This window comes from Nocardioides sp. Z43_10 (assembly GCF_059766615.1).
Genome location: NZ_JCBAJY010000013.1, coordinates 26998 through 47069, shown reverse-complemented (window position 1 = coordinate 47069; position 20072 = coordinate 26998). Strand labels below are relative to the sequence as shown.

16 protein-coding genes are annotated in these 20072 nt (G+C 73.8%); 8 read left to right on the top strand and 8 right to left on the bottom strand.

The features are described 5' to 3' along the window. The first annotated feature begins 68 nt into the window (after positions 1–68). Positions 69–1175 carry a L,D-transpeptidase family protein gene (locus AC6EI4_RS18610; protein ID WP_498452372.1) on the top strand — a complete coding sequence of 369 codons (1107 nt, stop codon included), beginning with the start codon at positions 69–71 and terminating at the stop codon, positions 1173–1175. Between the two features lie 7 nt (positions 1176–1182). On the opposite strand, the gene AC6EI4_RS18605 is transcribed toward AC6EI4_RS18610, so the two are convergent. Further along, a complete protein-coding gene (locus AC6EI4_RS18605) occupies positions 1183–1854 on the bottom strand; it encodes a hypothetical protein (protein WP_498452371.1) in 672 nt (223 codons plus the stop codon). 54 nt (positions 1855–1908) lie between these two features. Here AC6EI4_RS18605 and AC6EI4_RS18600 point away from each other — a divergent pair, with 54 nt between their 5' ends. Continuing rightward, on the top strand, positions 1909–3156 hold the full coding sequence (locus AC6EI4_RS18600) for an isochorismate synthase (RefSeq protein WP_498425401.1): 1248 nt from the start codon (positions 1909–1911) through the stop codon (positions 3154–3156). A gap of 1 nt (position 3157) precedes the next feature. Here the strand turns inward: AC6EI4_RS18600 and AC6EI4_RS18595 are convergent, their stop codons facing one another. Beyond that, positions 3158–3793, bottom strand: coding sequence for an MBL fold metallo-hydrolase (locus tag AC6EI4_RS18595; RefSeq protein WP_498452370.1), 636 nt, complete (start codon positions 3791–3793; stop codon positions 3158–3160). A gap of 117 nt (positions 3794–3910) precedes the next feature. Between AC6EI4_RS18595 and AC6EI4_RS18590 the strand changes: the two genes are divergently transcribed. Next, positions 3911–5071, top strand: a complete 1161-nt coding sequence (locus AC6EI4_RS18590; RefSeq protein WP_498452397.1) for an acyl-CoA dehydrogenase family protein — start codon at positions 3911–3913, stop codon at positions 5069–5071. 1 nt (position 5072) lies between these two features. Next, a complete protein-coding gene (locus AC6EI4_RS18585) occupies positions 5073–7139 on the top strand; it encodes a SpoIIE family protein phosphatase (protein WP_498452369.1) in 2067 nt (688 codons plus the stop codon). Between the two features lie 10 nt (positions 7140–7149). On the opposite strand, the gene AC6EI4_RS18580 is transcribed toward AC6EI4_RS18585, so the two are convergent. Continuing rightward, positions 7150–7389 (bottom strand): hypothetical protein, encoded by a 240-nt coding sequence (locus tag AC6EI4_RS18580; RefSeq protein WP_498425397.1) that lies wholly within the window; start codon positions 7387–7389, stop codon positions 7150–7152. A gap of 174 nt (positions 7390–7563) precedes the next feature. On the opposite strand from AC6EI4_RS18580, the gene AC6EI4_RS18575 reads away from it, so the two are divergent. Next, positions 7564–10491 carry an EAL domain-containing protein gene (locus AC6EI4_RS18575; RefSeq protein ID WP_498452368.1) on the top strand — a complete coding sequence of 976 codons (2928 nt, stop codon included), beginning with the start codon at positions 7564–7566 and terminating at the stop codon, positions 10489–10491. Here AC6EI4_RS18575 and AC6EI4_RS18570 read toward each other — a convergent pair. After that, complete coding sequence (locus AC6EI4_RS18570) at positions 10488–12503, bottom strand: PAS domain S-box protein (RefSeq protein WP_498452367.1); 2016 nt, start codon at positions 12501–12503, stop codon at positions 10488–10490. The genes AC6EI4_RS18575 and AC6EI4_RS18570 overlap by 4 nt on opposite strands. Positions 12504–12874: 371 nt before the next feature. Here AC6EI4_RS18570 and AC6EI4_RS18565 point away from each other — a divergent pair, with 371 nt between their 5' ends. Next, entirely contained in the window at positions 12875–13384 is a 510-nt protein-coding gene (locus tag AC6EI4_RS18565) for an RsiG family protein (RefSeq protein ID WP_498425393.1), read from the top strand. A gap of 16 nt (positions 13385–13400) precedes the next feature. Beyond that, on the top strand, positions 13401–13763 hold the full coding sequence (locus tag AC6EI4_RS18560) for a hypothetical protein (RefSeq protein ID WP_498452366.1): 363 nt from the start codon (positions 13401–13403) through the stop codon (positions 13761–13763). Between the two features lie 229 nt (positions 13764–13992). On the opposite strand, the gene AC6EI4_RS18555 is transcribed toward AC6EI4_RS18560, so the two are convergent. Continuing rightward, positions 13993–15474: an HNH endonuclease signature motif containing protein gene (locus AC6EI4_RS18555; protein WP_498452365.1), complete on the bottom strand. Its 1482-nt coding sequence runs from the start codon at positions 15472–15474 to the stop codon at positions 13993–13995. Positions 15475–15670: 196 nt separating this feature from the next. On the opposite strand from AC6EI4_RS18555, the gene AC6EI4_RS18550 reads away from it, so the two are divergent. Then, complete coding sequence (locus AC6EI4_RS18550) at positions 15671–16396, top strand: FliA/WhiG family RNA polymerase sigma factor (RefSeq protein WP_498452364.1); 726 nt, start codon at positions 15671–15673, stop codon at positions 16394–16396. A 10-nt stretch (positions 16397–16406) separates the two neighbouring features. On the opposite strand, the gene menD is transcribed toward AC6EI4_RS18550, so the two are convergent. From menD to AC6EI4_RS18535, 3 genes are read right to left on the bottom strand one after another with little or no spacing between them, the layout of a single operon-like run. After that, positions 16407–18008, bottom strand: coding sequence for a 2-succinyl-5-enolpyruvyl-6-hydroxy-3-cyclohexene-1-carboxylic-acid synthase (gene menD, locus AC6EI4_RS18545; protein ID WP_498452363.1), 1602 nt, complete (start codon positions 18006–18008; stop codon positions 16407–16409). Next, a complete protein-coding gene (locus AC6EI4_RS18540; RefSeq protein ID WP_498423781.1) occupies positions 18005–18964 on the bottom strand; it encodes an o-succinylbenzoate synthase in 960 nt (319 codons plus the stop codon). The genes menD and AC6EI4_RS18540 overlap by 4 nt, the downstream gene beginning before the upstream one ends. Next, on the bottom strand, positions 18961–20019 hold the full coding sequence (locus tag AC6EI4_RS18535) for an AMP-binding protein (protein WP_498452362.1): 1059 nt from the start codon (positions 20017–20019) through the stop codon (positions 18961–18963). Before AC6EI4_RS18535 ends, AC6EI4_RS18540 begins: the two co-directional genes overlap by 4 nt. Between the last annotated feature and the right edge of the window lie 53 nt (positions 20020–20072).

Here is a 20072-nt window from a genome sequence, read left to right as displayed (position 1 = left end):
GAGGTCGCCCTCGGGGACGGGCGACACAGACGGCAGGGAATGGGGCAGGTGCGATGAGGGCGTTGCGGATGCTTGTGGTGACGGCGCTCAGCCTGGCCCTGCTCGCCGCCACGATGTACGGCGCGGGCTGGGCGATCCGTCACTACGAGGCGGACGCAGACCCCGCCACCGGCTCCTCCGCCGCCGGCCAGGCCTCGGACACGACCGCGCCGCAGACGTCCCCCGCCCGGACGCCCGAGCCCGCCCCCGAGGCGGCCGGCGCGCCGACGGCCGGGCCGAACGACGCCGCCCCGGCGCCGGTCCTCGCCCCGGGCCAGCGCGGCAGGCAGGTCCGCGAGCTGCAGCACCGGCTGTTCCAGCTCGGGTGGTTCGCCGAGACCACGACCGGCGCCTACGACGACGAGACCCGCGCGGCGGTGCGGGGCTTCCAGGCCAAGCGCGGACTGGAGGCGAGCGGGGTGACGGACGCGCGGACCTGGGCCCGGCTGGTGCGGATGACCGAGACGCCCACCCGCGACCAGCTGCTCAACATCCTGCGCCCGGGCCCGGCGCTGCTCTCGCTGGGCGACCGGGGCGAGCAAGTGCGCGAGCTGCAGGCCCGGCTGGCCCAGATCGCCTGGTGGTCCGCGGACGTCGCCGACCGCTACGACGAGGCGGTCGTGGCGGCGGTGCGCGGCTTCCAGGCCAAGCGCGCGATCCCGGTGACCGGGGAGGTCGACCAGCGGACCCTGGACCGGCTGGTGGCGATGACCAGCGAGCCGACCCACGAGCAGCTGTTCAACATCGAGCCCGAGCCCGGCGCGCTCGACGCGCGCTGTCGCGCCGGCCGGGTGCTGTGCATCGACAAGTCCACCAACAGCCTGCGCTGGGTCGTCGACGGAGACGTCCGCGAGAGCGTCGACGTGCGGTTCGGCCGGGTGGGCCTGGAGACCCGGGAGGGCAGCTTCAGCGTGTTCAGCAAGAGCCGCGACCACGTCTCGAGCATCTACGAGACCTCGATGCCGTTCGCGATGTTCTTCTCCGGCGGCCAGGCGGTGCACTACTCGCCGGACTTCGCGGCCAACGGCTACAACGGGGCCTCGCACGGCTGCGTCAACGTGCGCGACTACGACGCGATCGCGACCCTCTTCGACGAGGTGGCGATCGGCGACCGGGTGGTCGTCTACTGGTCCTGAGCCAGGCTCAGGAGATCTCGCGCTCGACGGTGTCGAGCATCTCCACGGTCCGGTCCTGGTCCATGCCCAGGCCGGTGACGCGCAGCGTGTGACCGCCCTCGCTGCGCTGACAGGTCACCCCGCCGCGGGCCTGCTCCTCGTCCACGGCCTGTCCGGCCGGCACCTCGGCCCACTCGGTCATGCAGGTGGTCGCGGTGTCCACCCGGTCGAGCTCCACCGGGGGCTTGGCCAGGCCGCGCACCTCCGGGGAGTTCACGAGGGCCGGCACGAACGAGCCGAGCTCCTCACCGAAGTACTGCACCCACAGGACCTGCTGGTTGGCGGTGTCGAAGTAGGTGCGGGTGGACACGGTGCCGTCGACGACCTCGCCGAGGACCTCGTCGCTGTAGGCGCGCTCCAGGGCCAGCATCTCGGCGTTGCGGTCGGCGTCCTCCTGGGTCTGGGGGGCGGCGCCCTCCTGGACCGGAGCCTCGGGGTCGACCGGCTGGGGCACGTCGACGGCCACCCAGCCGCCGGGCAGCTTCGCCGGCAGCGCGACGTCGCCGCCGACGTCGGAGTCGTCGTCGAGCTTGGGCAGCACCACGACGAAGACCACCAGGACGCCGAGGATGACGAGCCCGACGATGATGCTGATCCAGTAGGCCGCGGCCGTACGGCCGTCGGCGGTGCGTGTGCTCATGCCGACGACCCTACGCGGACGGTCCTGACCGTCGGCAAAGTACGCTCACCACCTGTGAGGATCATCGTGCGCACCCGAGCCGTGGCCGCCGACGACGTCGAGCTGCTCACCCTGGTGCCGGCCGATCGCCCGGTGAGCTGGCTGCGTCAGGGCGACGGGCTGGTCGGCTGGGGGGTCGCCGCCGAGCTCCGCACCAGCGGCCCGACCCGCTTCGCCGACGCCGACAAGTGGTGGGCCGAGACCACCGCCCGCACCGAGGTCCACGACGAGGTGCGCGAGCCGGGCACCGGCCTGGTCTGCTTCGGTTCCTTCGCCTTCGCCGACGAGCCCGGCAGCTCGGTGCTGGTCGTGCCCCGGGTCGTGCTCGGCCGGCGCGGCGAGACCGCGTGGGTGACGACCGTCGACGTGGCCGAGGACGCCGCCCACGAGCCACCGGCGCGTGGCGTGCTGCCCCCGGTGGCGGCTCCGCCGCACGCGCCGAGCGGTGTCCGCTTCGCCGACGGAGCCCTCAACGGCGAGGAGTGGATGACGGCTGTGGCGGACGCCGTGGCCCGCATCGGCGCCGGGGACCTGGAGAAGGTCGTGCTGGCCCGCGACCTGATCGCCACCGCCGACGAGGACGTCGACGTGCGCTGGCCGCTGCAGCGCCTGGTCGCGACGTACCCGATGTGCTGGACCTTCCACGTCGACGGCATGTTCGGCGCCACCCCCGAGATGCTGGTGCGCCGCGAGCGCGGCCTGGTCACCTCGCGGGTGCTGGCCGGCACCATCCGCCGTACCGGCGACGACGAGCGCGACCTGTCGCTGGCCGCCACCCTGGCCCGCTCCTCCAAGGACCTCGAGGAGCACGAGTACGCCGTCCGCTCGGTCGCCGACGCGCTGGAGCCGCACTGCTCGTCGATGAACGTGCCCGAGGCGCCGTTCGTGCTGCACCTGCCCAACGTGATGCACCTGGCCAGCGACGTCGCCGGCGTCGTCCACGACGCCGAGACCGTCTCCTCGCTGCGACTGGCCGAGGCGCTGCACCCCTCGGCCGCGGTGGGCGGGACCCCGACCGCCGTGGCCACCGCGCTGATCACCGAGATCGAGCGGATGGACCGGGGCCGCTACGCCGGCCCGGTGGGCTGGATGGACGCCCAGGGCGACGGCGAGTGGGGCATCGCGCTGCGCTCGGCGGAGGTGTCGGGCTCGACGGTGCGGCTCTTCGCCGGGTGCGGCATCGTGGCCGAGTCCGACCCCGAGGCGGAGCTCGCCGAGGCGCAGGCCAAGTTCGTCCCGGTCCGGGACTCGCTGACCCCCTAGCTCACAGGTCGGCGCCGTCGGGGAGCCGGACGTAGGCCTGGCCCGCCGCCGGGAGGAACCTGTCCATGTGCCCGTCCACGATCGTCAGCCCGGCCTCGGAGTAGACCCGGTCGTGGATCGCGAGGTTGCGCGGCGCCCCGACCTCGCGCGCGAACTCGATCGCCTCGGAGACCTTCAGCCACGGCGCGGACACCGGGACCAGCAGCACGTCGACGCTCTCGCCGGGACCGGTCAGCGCGTCGCCGGGGTGGTAGACCCGGGTGTCGCCGGCACTCAGCACATAGCCGCTGTTGTGGAAGCGCGGCAGCTCGGGATGGATCACCGCGTGCAGCTCCCCCACCGCCCGCACCGGCAGGCCCGCGTCGAAGGACTCCCCGGGAACCACCACCTGCACCCGCTCGGCCACGTCGGGGGCGTCGGCGCGGATGCGCGCGGCCACCGCCTCGATGGTGAAGATCCGGGCGTCCGTGCGACGCAGCCGCTCCGGGTCGTAGTGGTCGGGATGCTCGTGGGTGATCAGCACCGCGTCCGCGCCGTCGACCGCCTCGGCGTCGGTGAAGACCCCCGGGTCGAGCACGACGGTGCGCCCCTCGTGCTCGATGCGCACGCAGGCATGACCGAACTTCGTGATCCTCATGACGTGCCACACTAGCCAGCAGCGCGCGCGGCGCCAGCCCCCACGACGCGGGATCTCGGCCTGATCCGCACCCGAAATCCGCCCCTGGAGCCCGCTGCGGCTAGCCTCACCCCTGTGATGGCCCCTCCCGCGACCGTACTCGAGGCGACCTCGCGTGCCCATCAGGTCGCCCGCGGAGTGGTCGCGCAGCTGGCGGAGCGCACCGACTCGGGGGTGTGGCCCGAGGAGAGTCTGCGCGAGCTCCAGGCTGCCGGGCTCGCCGGACTGGTGGCGCCACGCGAGAGCGGGGGCGCCGGGCTGGGCCTGCGCGCCGTGGCCGGGGTCTGCGAGGCCCTGGGCCAGGTCTGCGCCTCGACCGCCATCTGCTTCGGGATGCACCACGTGGCGACCGCCGTGATCGCGGCGAAGGCGACACCGCGGCAGGCCAAGGACTACCTCCAGCCGATCGCCGCCGGGGAGCACCTGACCACTCTCGCCCTGTCCGAGCCGGGCACCGGGGCGCATTTCTGGCTGCCACAGACCCGGCTCACCACCGTCGAGGACGGCTGGCGCGTGGACGGGCAGAAGTCGTTCGTGACCAACGGCTCGCGCGTCGACTCCTACGTGGTGTCCACCGTCGCCGCCGACACCGACGCACCGCTCGGCGACTTCTCCTGCGTGGTGGTGCCCGCCGGCGCCGAGGGCCTCAGCTTCCACGGGTCCTGGGAGGGCGTCGGGATGCGCGGCAACTCCTCGCTGGCCGCCCGCCTCGACGGCGTCCACGTCGCCCCGGAGGCGCTGCTCGGCGCCGAGGGCGACCAGATCTGGTACGTCTTCGAGGTCGTCGCCCCCTACTTCCTGACCGCGATGGCCGGGACCTACCTGGGCGTCGCCCAGGCCGCGCTCGACGAGGCGATCGCCCACCTCAAGGCACGTCGCTTCGCGCACACCGGACGCACCCTGGCCGGCGAGCAGATCCTGCAGCACCGGCTGGGCACGATGTGGGCCGGGGTCCAGGCCAGCCGGCGCCTCGTCTACTGGGCGGCCGAGGAGGCCGAGACCGGCGGACCCGAGGCGCTCGCCGCGCTCACCTCGGCGAAGGCGGAGGTGGCCGACCGCGCAGTGGCGGTCACCAACGAGGCGATGACGCTGCTCGGCGGCATCGGCTACCGCGAGAGATCGCCGGTGGAGCGGCACCTGCGCGACGCCCGTGCGGCCCACGTGATGAGCCCGACGACCGACCTGCTGCGCACCTGGACCGGCCGGGCGCTGCTCGACATCCCGCTCCTGGGCAGCTGAGGTGGCCGAGCTCCTCCTCGTCGGGCTGAGCCCCGACGAGCAGCGCGCGGCGCTCCCCGAGCCGTGCCCGGCCACCCCCCGGGCGGTCGGTCCCGAGGAGCTGGCCGACGCCCTGCACGACGACGTGTGTGCCGTGCTCGTGGGCAGGGCGGTGCCGCGCGGTCTCGCCGTCGTGCAGCAGGTTCACTCCGCGGTGCCGAGCGCAGCGGTGGTGATGCTGTGTCCCGAGGGCGAGATCGCGGCGCTGCGTGGCCGCGTCCGCTTCGCCCCGGGCGTCCCGGTCTCCCTGGAGATCGCGGACCCGCAGACCCCTGGCCTGCGCGAGATGGTCGCCCAGATGTGCGCGGCCGGGGTCACCGGCCATCGCCACGACCGGCTGCTGGCCGAGCTGGTGCGCCGGGCCCCCACGAGCCCGGACCCGCTGCTGGTGACCGCGACGCTGGGCGCACTGCTCGAGAACGTCCCGGTCGGCATCCTGCTCGCCGACTCCGACCGGCGCCTGCTGGTGTGGAACCCCTCGGCCGCCACCCTGGTCGGTCTCGGCTCCGACGCCACCGGAACCACGGTGACCTCGCTGTTCACCGACGCGATGGCGCTGGACGAGGCCCTGGCCGCCGTCCAGCGCGGCGTCACCCCCGAGACCGTGACCACCCAGCCGGTTCATCCGCCGCTGTCGAGTCAGCACCAGTACCTCGACCTCAGCGCGGTGCACACCCAGCTCGCCGACGGGCGCGATGCCACGCTGATCATCGTCCAGGACGCCAGCGCCCGGCTGGAGGCGCAGCACCAGCGGGACCGACTGAGCGCCCAGATCGACCTGATCGGGAGCGCCTCGGTGGCGCTGGCCGGGGCGGTGGACCCCGACGAGGCCCTCGCGGCGCTCGCCGACCAGGTGGTTCCGCGGCTGTGCGACTGGGTGAGCATGCAGCTCTACGACGAGCGGATGGCCACCCGGCACGTCGTCGTGCGCCACCGCGACCCAGCGCTCTCCCGACTGGCCGAGCTGGCCCAGGGCGGCCTCGCCTCGGCGGGCTCGCCGCTGCTCCCCGGCCGGCGCCTGGCCCACGGCGAGGGACCGATGCTGCTCTCCCTGCTCACCCACGAGGACCTGTGCGAGTTCGTCCCCGACCCCGAGGTGCGCGCCCAGGTCGAGCAGCTCGGCCTGGCCAGCGCGATCGCCGTACCGCTGACCGGGCGTGAGGCGCGGCTGGGCTCGATGATCCTGCTCAACCGCGCCGACTCCCCCGCCTTCGGTGAGGACGAGCTGGCGGTGGCCGTCGAGCTGGGCCGCCGGGCGGGGCTGGCGTTGGAGTCCATCGAGCTCTACGGCCAGCAGCGCGCCTTCGCCGAGGAGCTGCAGCGCAGCCTGCTCACCGAGCCCCCGCACGTCGAGCGCGTCGAGACCGTGGTCCGCTACCTGCCCGCCGCGCACGGCGCACAGGTCGGCGGCGACTGGTACGACACGTTCCCGCAGACCGACGGCGCCACGCTGTTCGTGATCGGGGACGTGGTGGGTCACGACTCCCGTGCCGCTGCGTCGATGGGACAGCTGCGAGGCCTGCTGCGGGGCATCAGCTATGCCACCGAGCCCGGCACCGGCCCCGCCACGATGCTGCGCGCCCTCGACGGGGCGGTGGAGACCCTGCTGCAGGACATCACCGCGTCGGTCCTGGTGGCCCGGGTGCCGGCACTGGCCGGTACGGCCGGCGCGGTGCAGGTGTGCTGGTCCAACGCCGGCCATCCCCCGCCCGCCCTCATCCCGGCAGACGGAGGCCCGACGCGGCTCTTCGGCGACGAGGCAGATCTGCTGCTGGGCGTCGACCCGACCCTCGAGCGGGATGAGCACCACACGCGCCTCGAGCCCGGAGACACCCTGGTGCTCTACACCGACGGGCTCGTCGAGCGACGCGGGCGCGACCTCGATCAGGGACTCACCGAGCTGACCCACACCCTCGACGCACTGCGCGAGCGCCCCCTCGACGAGCTCTGCGACGCGCTCGTCGGCGCCCTGCTCCCCCCGGACCACGAGGACGACGTCGCCGTGCTGGCGGTACGGCTCCTGCCCTGAGCCCGATCGCTCAGCCGGAGCCCACCCGCCGCATCGTCAACGGCCGCCGCTCGGGCGCCTCCAGCACCCGCACCATCGTGATCGCCTCGAGCGGCACCAGCATCGGGCCGGCGTGGCGGGAGAACAGCCAGACGCCGTGCCCGTCCACGGACTCGACCACGCCGTGCAGCCACCGCCCCCGGACCAGCAGCTCGACGGGACGTCCTTGACGTTGGCCCATCGCCAACGCGGTCTCCACCTGGTGGTGCATGGCGCTCCCCCGGCATCGCTATCCGCCGTCCCCACGGCGGCTGCCTCCTGCGGCAGTCCAGACATCGTCCACCCCCGTCGTCCACGAATCGCGGAGCTTGGCCACGCGATTCATGAAAACCGGTTAGGTTTCACTCCGTCTGCTGGTCTCGGAGCGGCATGGGAGTGACACACGATGACCGAGGAGCGCCCCGGCCACGGTGACCCGTGGCCCTCCGCAGCCTCCACCACGGCTACGGCGCTGGTCGATCTTCGTGGCGACGTCATCGAGGTGAGCACCGCGCTGTGCCGTCTGCTGGGCACCGCCCGCGACGAGCTCGTGGGCCGACCGCTCTCCGCGCTCGGCGCGAGCCCACGCGACCTGACGTCGCTCCACGCGGCGCTCGAACGTGCCCGCCAGGGCGAGCTCGCCGGCGTGTTCACCCAGCGCTGGAGCAGCCCGGCCACACCCGGGCGGCCGCTGCACCTGCGGGTGGTCTGGAGCCGCCGTGAGGCCGGCGCCGACCTCCCCGAGCACCTCGTCGCGGTCGTGCTCGACGAGAGCCCCGGCGTGCGGCTGCGCGAGGAGCTGGCCCTGCGCGAGGAGCGCTACCGCAGCCGCTTCTCGCTCTCCGGAGTCCCCCAGGTCTTCACCGACGCCGACGCGCTGCTGATCGAGGTCAACGACGCCTTCTGTGCCCTGCTCGGCCGCGGCCGCGAGGAGCTCCTGGGCCGGGCCTTCGACGAGCTCGTCCACGCCGACGGCCCGGCCCCGGGCGACGGCGCGCTGCGTCGGCTGCTCGCCGGCGACCAGGACGCCGTACAGATCGAGCGCGTGCTCGCCGGCGCGAAGGGGCGCAGCGTCCCGGTGCTGGTGCACGCCACCACCCTGCGCGCGGGCGACGGCACCCCGGTCGGCCTGTCGGCGTACCTGCAGGACCTCTCCGCGCTGCGCGCCATCGAGCGCCGCAACCGACGTCAGGAGCACTTCTACAGCGCGGTCGCCGAGCTCACCAGCGACCTGTCGCTGATCGCCTCGCCCGCCGGGCGGTTGATCTACACCTCCCCGGGCCTGAGCGGGATGCTCGGCTACAGCGCGGGCGACGTGGTCGACACGTCCGTGTGGGACTACGTCCATCCCGAGGACCGCGACGTGGTGGGCGACCTCCACCTCGCGGTGCTGCACGACGGGGCGTCGCGACCCGCGCCGATGCGGATCCGCGACGCCTCGGGCGGGTGGGTGTGGGTCGAGGCCGCGGCCACGAACCTGCTCGACACCGAGGTCGCCGCGATCGTGTGCAGCCTGCGCGACATCAGCGAGCGCATCGAGGCGGAGGCGGCCCTGCGCACCTCCGAGTCGCGCTACCGGACCATGGCCGACAACGCCGACGAGGGACTGTGGGTGGCCACCCCCGAGGGACGCACCCTCTACGTCAACGACCGGATGACGGAGATCCTCGGGGTGCCCCCGGTGGAGATCTACGCCCGGTCGATGCCCGACCTGGTGGACCCCGATCGCCTGCACCTGATCGGCCAGGACTTCGACGGCCGGACGATGCGCGGTCCCGAGCGCTACGAGGTCGTCTACCGCCACCCCGACGGGGGGCGCCGCACCCTGCAGGTCGCCGCCGCGCCGCTGATCGACACCGAGGGGGTCTTCGAGGGCACGCTGACGATGATCTCCGACGTCACCGCGCCCCGTCGCCTCGAGGAGGAGCTGCGGCGCACGGCCCTGCACGACGGCCTGACCGGGCTGCCGAACCGGGCGCTGCTGCTGGACCGGCTGGAGCACGCGCTGATGCGCGAGACCACGTCCACGGCGGTGCTGTTCGTCGACCTCGACCAGTTCAAGATCGTCAACGACGCCCGCGGGCACTCGGCCGGTGACGAGCTGCTCGTCGGCGTCGCGGAGCGGTTGAAGGCGGGAGCGCGCCCGACCGACACCGTCGCGCGCTTCGGTGGGGACGAGTTCCTGGTGGTCTGCGAGGACGTCGACGCGGACACCGCGCAGGCCATCGCCGAGCAGCTGCTGCGCAGCCTCGACGAGCCCGTCGCGATCAGCGGCGGGCGGGTGCACGTGGCCGCCTCGATCGGGGTCGCGCTCTCGCCGGTGGCCGGTGCCGGCGACCTGCTGCGCAACGCCGACACCGCGATGTACGCCGCCAAGGTCGCCGGGCGTCACCGGGTCCGGATGTTCGACGCCAGGCTCGCCGAGCAGGCGGAGGAGCGCTACGAGCTGGGCGCGGAGCTGCGCGACGCCCTCGAGCAGGACCAGCTGACCATGCACTACCAGCCGATCGTGGCCCTGGGGTCCGGAGAGGTGGTGGGGGTGGAGGCGCTGGCCCGCTGGCACCACCCGCGGCACGGGGTGGTGGGCCCGGACCGGTTCGTGGTGCTGGCCGAGGAGACCGGGCTGGCCCCGCAGCTGGACCGGTGGGCGCTGCGGCGGGCGCTGCGCGAGGCCGGCGCACTGCGCGCCGGGGGCCACCTCCCCGCCCACGCCTACGTCGCGATCAACCTCTCGGCCTACAACCTCACCGACCCGGGCCTGGAGGAGCTGATCTCGGACTGCTCCCAGAGTGCGGGGCTGGCGCCGCACGACGTGCTGCTGGAGATCACCGAGTCCGCCATCATGGGCGACGCCACCTCGGCGGTCGCCCTGCTGCAGCGGCTGCGCGAGCGTGGCTTCCTGATCGCCGTCGACGACTTCGGGACCGGGCACAGCTCGTTGTCGTACCTGCGCACGCTGCCGATCTCGACGTTGAAGATCGACCGCAGCTTCGTCGCCGAGATCACCGAGGACACCAACGCGCTGGCGATCGCGACCTCGATCGTCGACCTGGCCCGCGCGATCGGGGTCGCGGTGGTGGCCGAGGGCGTCGAGCGCGCCGAGCAGGCCGCCGTGCTGCGCCGGCTCGGGTGCGGCAGCGCGCAGGGGTGGCTGTGGAGTGCCGCGGTCGCACCGGAGGAGGCCCGGCGCTCGGGCACCCTGATTCAGGAGTACGACGTCGGGCCGGAGCCGGAGCTCGGGCCCGGGCCGGAGCTCGGGCCGGGGCCGGCTCCCAGGGCGGACGGGCCGACCGCGGGTCAGCCGGGCGGCGGGGAGACCACGTCGCTCGGCTAGGGCGCCGGTGAGGTCTGCTCGTCGCCGGCCCGCACCGTCTGAGCGCCGCCGAGGCGCTTGGCCCGGTACATCGCGGCGTCGGCGAGACGCACCAGGTCCCCGAAGGCGTGGGGCGGGGAGACGGCCACCCCGAGGCTGACGCTGATCTCGACCTGGAGCTCGTCGATGCGGATCGGAGCGCGCAGCGCGTCATGGATGCGCTGCGCGACCAGGCCGGCGGCGTGCTCGTCGGTGTCCTCGCAGAGGATCGCGAACTCGTCGCCCCCCAGGCGGGCGACGGTGTCGGTGCCGCGCACCGCCTCGACCAGCCGGGCGCCGACGTGGCGCAGCAGCAGGTCGCCCGCGGCGTGACCGTGGCTGTCGTTGAGCGGCTTGAGCCCGTCCACGTCGAGGAAGAGCACGCTGGTGCTGGTCTCGATCAGCCGGCGGCGCCGGGCCGCGGCCATCTCGAGACGGTCGAGGAAGAGGTAGCGGTTGGGGAGCCCGGTCAGCGGGTCGTGCAGGGCCTGCTGGCGCAGCTTGCGCTCGGCGGCTCGGGCCTCGGTGACGTCCGAGACCATGCACAGCCAGCCGAGCGCCTCGTCCCCGTCGTCGCGCAGGGGGCTGTGCGACACCTCGAAGACGCGCTCCCCGCCGTGCGGCATCGCGTAGGTGGTCTCGTAGCGCTCGACCCCCTCCCCGGCCCAGGGCGCCTCGGCGGCCCCGTCGTCGCGGTGCAGCAGGGCCCGCGCGTCCATCTCGTAGAGGCTCTCGAGCCGGACGCCCAACAGCTCGGCCATCTTCTCGTTGGCGAACATCGTCGAGCCGTCCGGCGTGGTCGCGAGGATGCCCTCCTGGGCGGTCTCGAGGATCGCGCGGTGGCGTGCCTCAGACAGGCGTAGGGCCCGCTCGGCCTCGACCTGATCGGTGATGTCGCGCAGGTTCAGCACCAGCCCACCGATGTCGCGGTCGGCCAGGCAGTTGGTCAGGGTCTGCTCGAACCAGCGCCAGCGGCCGGCGGCGTCCCAGGCGCGGACCAGGAACCGCTCGGTGCGCAGGGGCTCGGCGATGACGGCCTCCACCAGCGGCATCATCCGGGCGAGGTCGTCGGGGTGCACGAACTCCCAGCCGACGTCGAGCACGATCTCCTCGGCGTCGTAGCCCAGCAGCCGAGCGGCGGGCGGGGAGACGTAGACGGGGTTGAACTCGGCGTCGGCGACGATCGCGGCGTCCCAGGAGCGCCGGCCCAGGGCGAGGAACATGTTCGCCTGCGAGGCCATCCTGCTGCGGGCCTCGCGCACCTCGCTGAGGTCGCGCGCGAACGTCGCCACGCCGTACCGGCGGCCGTCGCTGTCGCGCAGGGAGGTGGCGTCGACGAGCAGCGGCAGGCTGCGGCCGGCGCCGTCGCGGAAGACCGCCTGGTAGCTGACCGACTCCACGGCGCCGCGCCGCATCGGGGCGAGCTGGTTGGTGGCGTTGTCGAGGTCGAGGGGGTGGACCAAGGAGAGGATGTCGCTTCCGATGAACTCGCTCTCGGGGCGGCCGAAGAGCTCGCACCAGGCCCGGTTCACCGACGTCATCCGGCCGTCGAGGTCGAGGAGGGCCTGGGGCGTCATCGCCTGCTCGAAGCGGCCGTGGGCCAGCTCCAGCTGCCGACGGTCGTCGAGCTCGCGGGTCACGTCGCGCACGACGGTGGCGATCCCGACCACGGCGCCGGAGCCGTCGTGCACCGGGGACAGCGTGACCACGGCCTCGACGGTGCGGCCGTCCACGCGGTGGGTGACGTCGGTGAAGAGTCCGGTGACCTCGCCGGCGAGCAGTCTCGGCCCGAGCTGGGACCAGGCGCCGGTGACCGCGCGATCGGCGAACTCCTCGAGCCGGCGGCCCACCAGGTCGCGCGGCGACCAGCCGATCACCCGCTGGGTCGCCTCGCTGGCCCAGGTGATCTCGCCGTCCAGGGTCACCACGATCAGGCACTCGGAGGTGGTGGCGTCGATGCTCGCGAGCACCCACGCAGGATCAAGGTGCTGCATGACGCCCTCCCGACCCTCGAGTGCCGACCCTCACGACCCGACGGCGGCCCGACCGGTAACCACCCGGGCGGCCGACGGCGTCCCCACCGGGCCACATTACCGACGCGTCGTCGCGCGCTGACACGGCCGAGCCCGTGAAGGCCGGGGCCGCCTGTCGGGTCGTGCCACGCTGCATTGTCACCAGGCTCCTCGAGAAGGTGCCCGCCGGAGTGTGACGGGCGACATCGGCCGGCGTGCCAGGTCCGCCGGTCTCCCCGCCACCATCGGCGGGGCCGGAGGCGGACTTGATGCCTCGTCCCAGAAGGCGTCGCGAGGTGGGGATTCTGTAGGGTTCCAGCACTCGTCGACGACGACAGCGACAGTGAGGACCGATGGCCAACAACTCCCGCTCCACGCGCACGGCCGTTCAGTCGCCGGTGCCCTCGGAGGAGCTGGCGGGTCTGGACCTTCGTGAGCTGCGCGGCTACCGCCAGAAGCTGACCGACGAGGAGGACCGGGTCTCCTACTGGCGGCGGTTGACCCACGCCCGCATCGACGTCCTGGTGGCCGAGTCGAGCAGCGGAGCCGCGCTCGGCTTCGAGGACCTGGTCCGGGTCCTCGGCGACACCGGAGCCGGTCGTTCGCGTGGGGCGCTGGTCCGGGTGCGGGCGGCGGAGCCGCTGCCGGACCTGCCGGACCTCGCGGAGATGTGGGTCACCGACGTCGACCCCCAGGACGCCGCCCAGGTGGCGGACGCGCTGGAGCGGCTGCGCACCGCGGAGCAGCAGCTGACCGAGTACCGGCGGGCGCTGCACGAGCGGATCGACGAGGCGACCGGCGAGCTGATCCTGCGCTACCGCGCCGACCCGACCGCGGCACTCGCCCTGCTGCCGCAGCCCTGAGCCGGAGGGCCGGGTGATGACCGCGCTGGGACGGGTCCGGGTCTGGCACGCCGACGACGGGTGGGGCGTGATCGACTCCGACGCCACTCCGGGCGGCTGCTGGGCGCACTGCCACTCGATCCTGATCGCCGGGACCCTGGATCTCGAGCCTGGCCAGCAGGTGCGGTTCACCTTTGAGGCCGCCGACCAGGACGGGTACGCGTTCCGGGCCGACGAGGTGTGGCCCGCTGATCGTGCGCCGGACCGGAGCGGTGTCCACGAGGTGACGGGGCCGTCGGCGGCGTTTGCGAGCTGGTTGACGCTGGAGTTCGACGGGGATGGGGGCGGCGGGGAGTCCGGCGGGGACGCCGGCGGGGAGTCGGACGACGAGGACCGCTAGCCGATCGCTCGGCTGAGGTCTGAGAGTGGGCCGATTGGCTGAGGGACCGCGGTCTGCTGGCTGGCGCGCGGTCTGCTGACTGGCTCGCCGGACGCCGGGTGGACGTGCCCCGAGCCCATCGGAGAGTGTCCGGAGCGTCCCCGGATTGCGCCATCCGGGCGCGGGGAGTGCCCTGGACGTGCCGCTGGCCCCGCCGGGTGGTGCCTGGGCGGGGTGCGGGGCGGGGCAGCTATCGCTCGGGTGGAGGTAGGTCCGACTCGGCCGGGGCAGCGTGCTTGTTGCGGTGTCGGTCTCGGGAGACGTCGAGGGTGCCGGTGTGGTCGCGGAGGTATTGGTAGCCCTGGGGGCTGGTCCAGAGATAGCTGCCCTTGTCGAGGGCGGTGTAGCTCCAGGGGCTGTGGGTCTTGTGGCGGTGATGTCGTCGGCAGAGTGGGGCCAGGTTGCATGAGCAGGTGGTGCCGCCGGTGGCGTGCTCGCGGATGTGGTCGCAGTCGGCGCGATGGCCGTCGGGTGTGAGTCGTCGGGCGGGTCTGGTGCACCAGGGGAAGACGCAGATGTGCTCGATGAGGGTCAGGCGTTCCACGAGGCGGTCGGGGGTCTCGTAGGCGTTGACGTGGACGTGGTCCTCGAGGTCGACGACCGGCTTGACGGTGACCTGGGTGTCGGGGGTGGCGCACCAGTCGCGGACCTGGTCGACGGAGACGAAGGAGGCGGTGTTCTCCACGCGAGCCACGTGTACGCCGGTGTCGTCGAGGCCTCGGGCGCGTAGCGCGTCGTGGGAGAGGTGGACGTAGAGCACCACCTGCCGCGGGCGTCGGGCTGCTGCACTCGACCGGTGGGCGGGAGAACCCGCGGCAGGCGGGCTGTGCGGTTGATCGGAAGCACCTGGTGCCTTGGATCCACCGCACTGACCGGTGACCGCGCCGTCGGTCGCCTCAGTCGATGTCGCGACGTTCAGATCGAGGGCAAGCTGGCGTCGCGCCAGCTCCCCCGCGGCCTTCGCGCGGCGCACGCCGAGCGGGTCCACCGACCCGAGCGCCTGCTGCTGGGCCGCACCCGCAGCCACCGCAGCGTCGAGGTCCAACGCGTCGGCGAGGTCGAGCTCGCCGCGCACGGTCATGGTGCCGTCGTAGGAGACCTGGTCGGTGTCGATGTCGAAACACCGCCCGTCCGCCGCCGCGCGGCGCCGTTGCTCGGCTTCCTCTGGCTGGAACCGGACCCGCGCCTCCTCGACCAACCGGTCCAGGGCGGCGAGACCGATCTTGTGCGCGACCGCGGCGACGTGGGTGTCGACGAACCCCGCACCGGCCGGGACGAGGCTCATCGTGGCGTCGGCGATGCGTCGTGCCTTCCACGCCACGAGGTCACCGCTGACGACCCGCGCCCAGACCTTGGGGAGGCGGTGGCGCAGCTCCAGGGCCTGCCCCACATACCGGCGTCCGGCCTCGGTGGACATCCCGATGGCGAGGGCGAACTCGGTGACCGCGAACTCGGCGACCAGTGGCGCTCCGGGTCCGGCGACGGGGATCCCGTGGTCGCCGTACGGGCCGTGGATGACCGCGGCCGCTTCCAGAGACTCCACCGAGTGCATCGCCGCCCAGTCCACGGCGAGCTGCAGCTGCTCGGCCTCCGCGCGGTCCGCGGTCGTGCGTCGTACCCGCGCGGCGTCCAGCACCGCACGAGCGGTGTCAGGAGTCGCGGTCCGGGTCATGGATCTACTCAAGCAGGCGCCACCGACAGTCCTGCCCCCAGAAACCGCCACGACACGCGGACTGTGGAGAACTCATTCGAGTTGATTCTGAGGACGCTCGCTGGCGCTCGCTCCTGGGGCGCTTCGGGTGCGCCCGAACACCCGGCTCGCTGCCGCTAGGGTGACCCGGCATACACCCTGCGGGAGGGAGAAGGCGATGACCGCCACCGAGCACGAGAGCGACGTCGACCAGCTCTGGCGTCGCTACAAGGAGTCCGGTGACAAGGACGCCCGCGACCGCCTGGTGCTGCAGTACTCCCCTCTCGTGAAGTACGTCGCTGGTCGGGTGGGCTCCGGGCTGCCGTCGACCGTCGAGCAGGGTGACCTGGTCTCCGACGGCGTGATCGGCCTGATGGACGCGATCGAGAAGTTCGACGTGGACCGCGGGCTGCAGTTCCAGACCTATGCCGTGCCCCGAATCCGCGGGGCCATCGTGGACGGGCTGCGGGCCTCCGACTGGGTCCCGCGCTCGGTGCGCGAGAAGATCCGCGACATCAACACCGCCCAGGCGACTCTCGAGCACCGGCTGGGGCGGGTGCCCACCGACCGCGAGGTCGCCGCCGAGCTCGAGATTTCGGTGGGCGAGCTGCGCAAGCGCTACAGCGAGACGTCGTACACGAGCCTGGTCAGCGCCGAGGCCTCCGGCGTCGACGACTTCGCCCCCGCCGCCCCGGCCGCCGGCCTCGACGCCGACGACCTGCCCGACGGCTTCCTCCAGGCCGTGCACGAGCTGCCCGAGCGCGACCAGGTGGTGGTGGCCCTCTATTACTGGGAGCGCCTCACGCTCGCCGAGATCGGCCAGGTGCTCCAGGTCAGCGAGTCGCGGGTCAGCCAGCTGCACAGCCGCGCCACGATGACGCTGCGCCGCAAGCTCGCCTCCTGATCCTCGCCGGCTACAGGGCGCGGATCCGGGCGTCCAGCTCGCGGCGGTTGTCGCGTCGTACGACGACCTCGACGACCTCGATCCCGCCGTTGGGCGAGGCCAGCGCGTGCTCCAGCTCGGCCACCGACTCGACGCGCCAGTGCGGGGTCCGGGTGGCCGCGCACAGGCTCGCCAGGTCCACCCCGTGCGGCGTCGCGAACAGGCGGTCGAAGCTCTCCGCGTAGTTCGGACCGCCCTGCTCGAGCATCGCGAAGATCGAGCCGCCGTCGTCGTTCACCACGACGATCGTCAGGTCGGGGCGCTCCTCGTCGGGGCCCAGCACCAGGCCGGTGCTGTCGTGCAGGAACGTCACGTCGCCCATCAGCGCGAGGTTGCGGGAGCCGTGTGGGCGGCCCAGGGCGGCGCCGATGGCCGAGGAGATGGTGCCGTCGATGCCGGCCACGCCGCGGTTGGCGATCACCTTGCGCCGCTCCCCGACCGGGGTGGGCGCCGCCATCAGGTCCAGGTCGCGGATCGGACTGGAGGCACCGACGAACAGCATCCCCTTCGGCGGTACGGCGCGGCTCACCGCGGCGGCCACCTCGTGGGGAGTGACGCCCTCCTCTGTCGCCAGCAGCCGGTCCACCTCGCGAGAGACGGCGCGGTCCGCGGCCTGCCACTCCTCCAGCCAGGCGGAATCGTCGCTCGCGTCCTCGGGCACCTCGAGGGCGTCGTGCTCGGAGTCGACGGGGAACGGCCGCGTCGACCAACAGCCCCGTGCCCGCAGCGAGACGACCTCCACGTCGTCGCGCTCCAGCAGGCGGGTGACCGGTCGCGACAGCGTGGGGTGACCGGCGACCACCACGCGCTCGATGCGCCCACCCAGCTCGCCGTCCAGCAGCAGCCGATACGAGCGCAGCGCGTTGTCGCCGGTGCGGCACCCGGCGGTCGGCTCCGCGAACAGCGGCCACCCGGCGCGCTGGGCCAGGATCCGCGCCGGCGGGCCGGCGTCGTCGCCGGCGACGATGACGGTGCGGGGGCCGAGTGGGAGGGGGTGGGGTGGGGTGGGCCCTCCGTTGGGGACCAAACGGCGACCAAAACCCGCCTCGACCCGCCGTCTCTGCCCAATCGGCGCCACCTCCCACACCCCCTCCGGCACCAGCGGCGGCGTGAGCTGGACGTTGAGATGCACCGGTCCGTCCGCCTCCAGCGACGGCACCTCGCCCTCCGCGAGGTCGTGGAAGACGGCGGCGTCGCCGAAGATCCGGACCTGGTCGGTGGTCTGGCTGGCTCCGGTGCCGCGCAGCGACGCGGGCCTGTCGGCGGTGACCACGACCAGCGGCAGGCCGGCGTGGGCGGCCTCGAGCACGGCGGGGTGCAGGTTGGCGACCGCCGTGCCCGACGTGCACATCACCGCCGCCCGCGCGCCGACCTTGGTGAGCCCGAGCGCGAGGAAGCCGGCGCTGCGCTCGTCGATGCGGGTGTGCAGGCGCAGCAGCCCGGCGCGCGAGGCGTCGTACACCGCGAAGGCCAGGGGCGCGTTGCGCGAGCCCGGCGACAGCACCACCTCGGTGATCCCCTCGGCCACCAGCGCGGTGACGACGTCGCGGGCGAGCCGGGTGGCGGCGTTCATCGGCCCACCGCCCGCACCTCGGCGAGCCGGGCCTGCCAGTGCGCCACCCGCTCGGGGGCGGCGGCCAGCCGCAGCAGGGCCTCGTCGTCCACATCGGGTACGCCGACCGGCAGAGCGCCGTCGACGGGGAGCAGCGCACGGGCCACCACGTCGTCGGTGAGCAGCTGGACCGTCGCCAGCCCGCACGCGTAGGGCAACTCGGGCAGCGCCGCGGCGAGCGCGACCCCGGCCGCGATCCCGACCGAGCTCTCCAGCGCCGAGGACACCACGACCGGCAGGCCGATGTCCTCGGCGATGCGCAGGCACGCGCGCACTCCCCCCAGCGGCTGCACCTTGAGCACCGCGACGTCGGCGGCCTCCAGGTCCCGCACCCGGTAGGGGTCCTCGGCCCGGCGGATCGACTCGTCGGCGGCGATGGGCACGTCGACGCGGCGGCGCACCAGCGCCAGCTCCTCGACGCTCGCGCACGGCTGCTCGACGTACTCCAGCCCGCCCGCGGCCCGGTCGAGCACCCCGATCGACGACACCGCGGTGTCGACGTCCCACAGCCCGTTCACGTCGACGCGGATCCGCCCGCCCGGCCCCAGCGCGTCACGCACGGCCTCGACGCGCGCCTGGTCCTCGGCCAGCGTCTGGCCGGGCTCGGCGACCTTGATCTTGGCGGTCGTGCAGCCGCCGGCGCGGGTGATGGCGTGCGCCCGCTCGGCGTCCACCGCGGGCACGGTCACGTTCACCGGGACGCTGTCGCGCAGCGGCGCGGGCCAGTCCCCCGCGGCCGCCTCCTCGGCGCAGCGCAGCCACGGGGCGGCGACCCTCGCGTCGTACTCCAGGAACGGGCTCCACTCCCCCCATCCGGCCGGGCCGCGCACCAGCACGCCCTCGCGCACGGTGATGCCGCGGAAGCGAGTGCGCAGCGGGATCGACCAGACCGCAACGTCGCCGTCGGACAGGGTCATCGGGTCTCCTCCTTGAGGCGCAACCGGTCCACCTTCCCGTTGTCGAGCAGCGGCAGCTCGTCGACCACGCGCACCTCGCGCGGCGCCCACGAGCGCGGGTGCGCGGCCGCCACGAAGTCGCGCGCCTCGTCCAGCGAGATCGAGCCCACCACCCAGGCCACCACGCGGTGCCCCCACTCCTCGTCGGGGACGCCGAGCACCTCCACGGCGCGCACGCCCGGGTGCTCGCGCAGCCGGGCGGCGACGGCAGGGGTGGGCACGTTCACCCCGCCCGAGACGACCACGTCGTCGAGGCGGCCCAGCACCTGCAGGCGACCGTCCTCGTCGAGGCGGCCCGCGTCGGAGGTGAGGAACCAGCCGTCGACCAGGGACTCCCGGGTCAGGTCAGGGTCGCCGTCGTAGCCGTCGAAGAGCACCGGCCCGCCGATCCGGATCCGTCCGTCGGTGCCGATCGCCAGCGCCACGCCGTCCAGCGGCAGCCCGTCGTACACGCAGCCGCCGCAGGTCTCGCTCGACCCGTACGTCGCGACCAGGCGCACGCCGGCCTCCTCGGCGCGTCGGCGCAGCGCCGGGTCCATCGGCCCGCCGCCCACCAGCACCGCGTCGTACGTCGCGAGCGCGGCGCGGTCCGCGGCGGAGTCGGCCTCGGAGGCCTCGAGCAGCCGGTGCAGCTGCGTGGGCACCAGCGAGGTGTAGCGCGCCACGTCGCCCAGCGCGGCCGTCGCCGCCGCGAACGAGGCGTGCTCCTCGAGCAGCACCGGGTCGTGCCCGGCGGCCAGGGAGCGGACCACGACGTTGACTCCCGCGACGTACGGCGCGGGCAGGGTCAGCAGCCAGCGGCCCCGGCCGTCGCCTCCGCGGGCGGCCAGCCGGCGCGCGGACGCCTCGGCCGAGGCCAGCAGCGCGCGGCGCGACAGCACCACCCGCTTGGGGCGCCCGGTGGAGCCGGACGTCTCGACCGCGAGCGGCTCCGGCTCGCGCGTCTGCGCCAGCCAGTCACGCAGCGCCGCGACGACCTCGGCGGACGTGCCACGGACCGGGCGCAGTGAGCTCACCGGCCCAACGCTAGTCGGAGCCGCCGCCGGGCTCGGCGCCGGCCGCGTGTGAG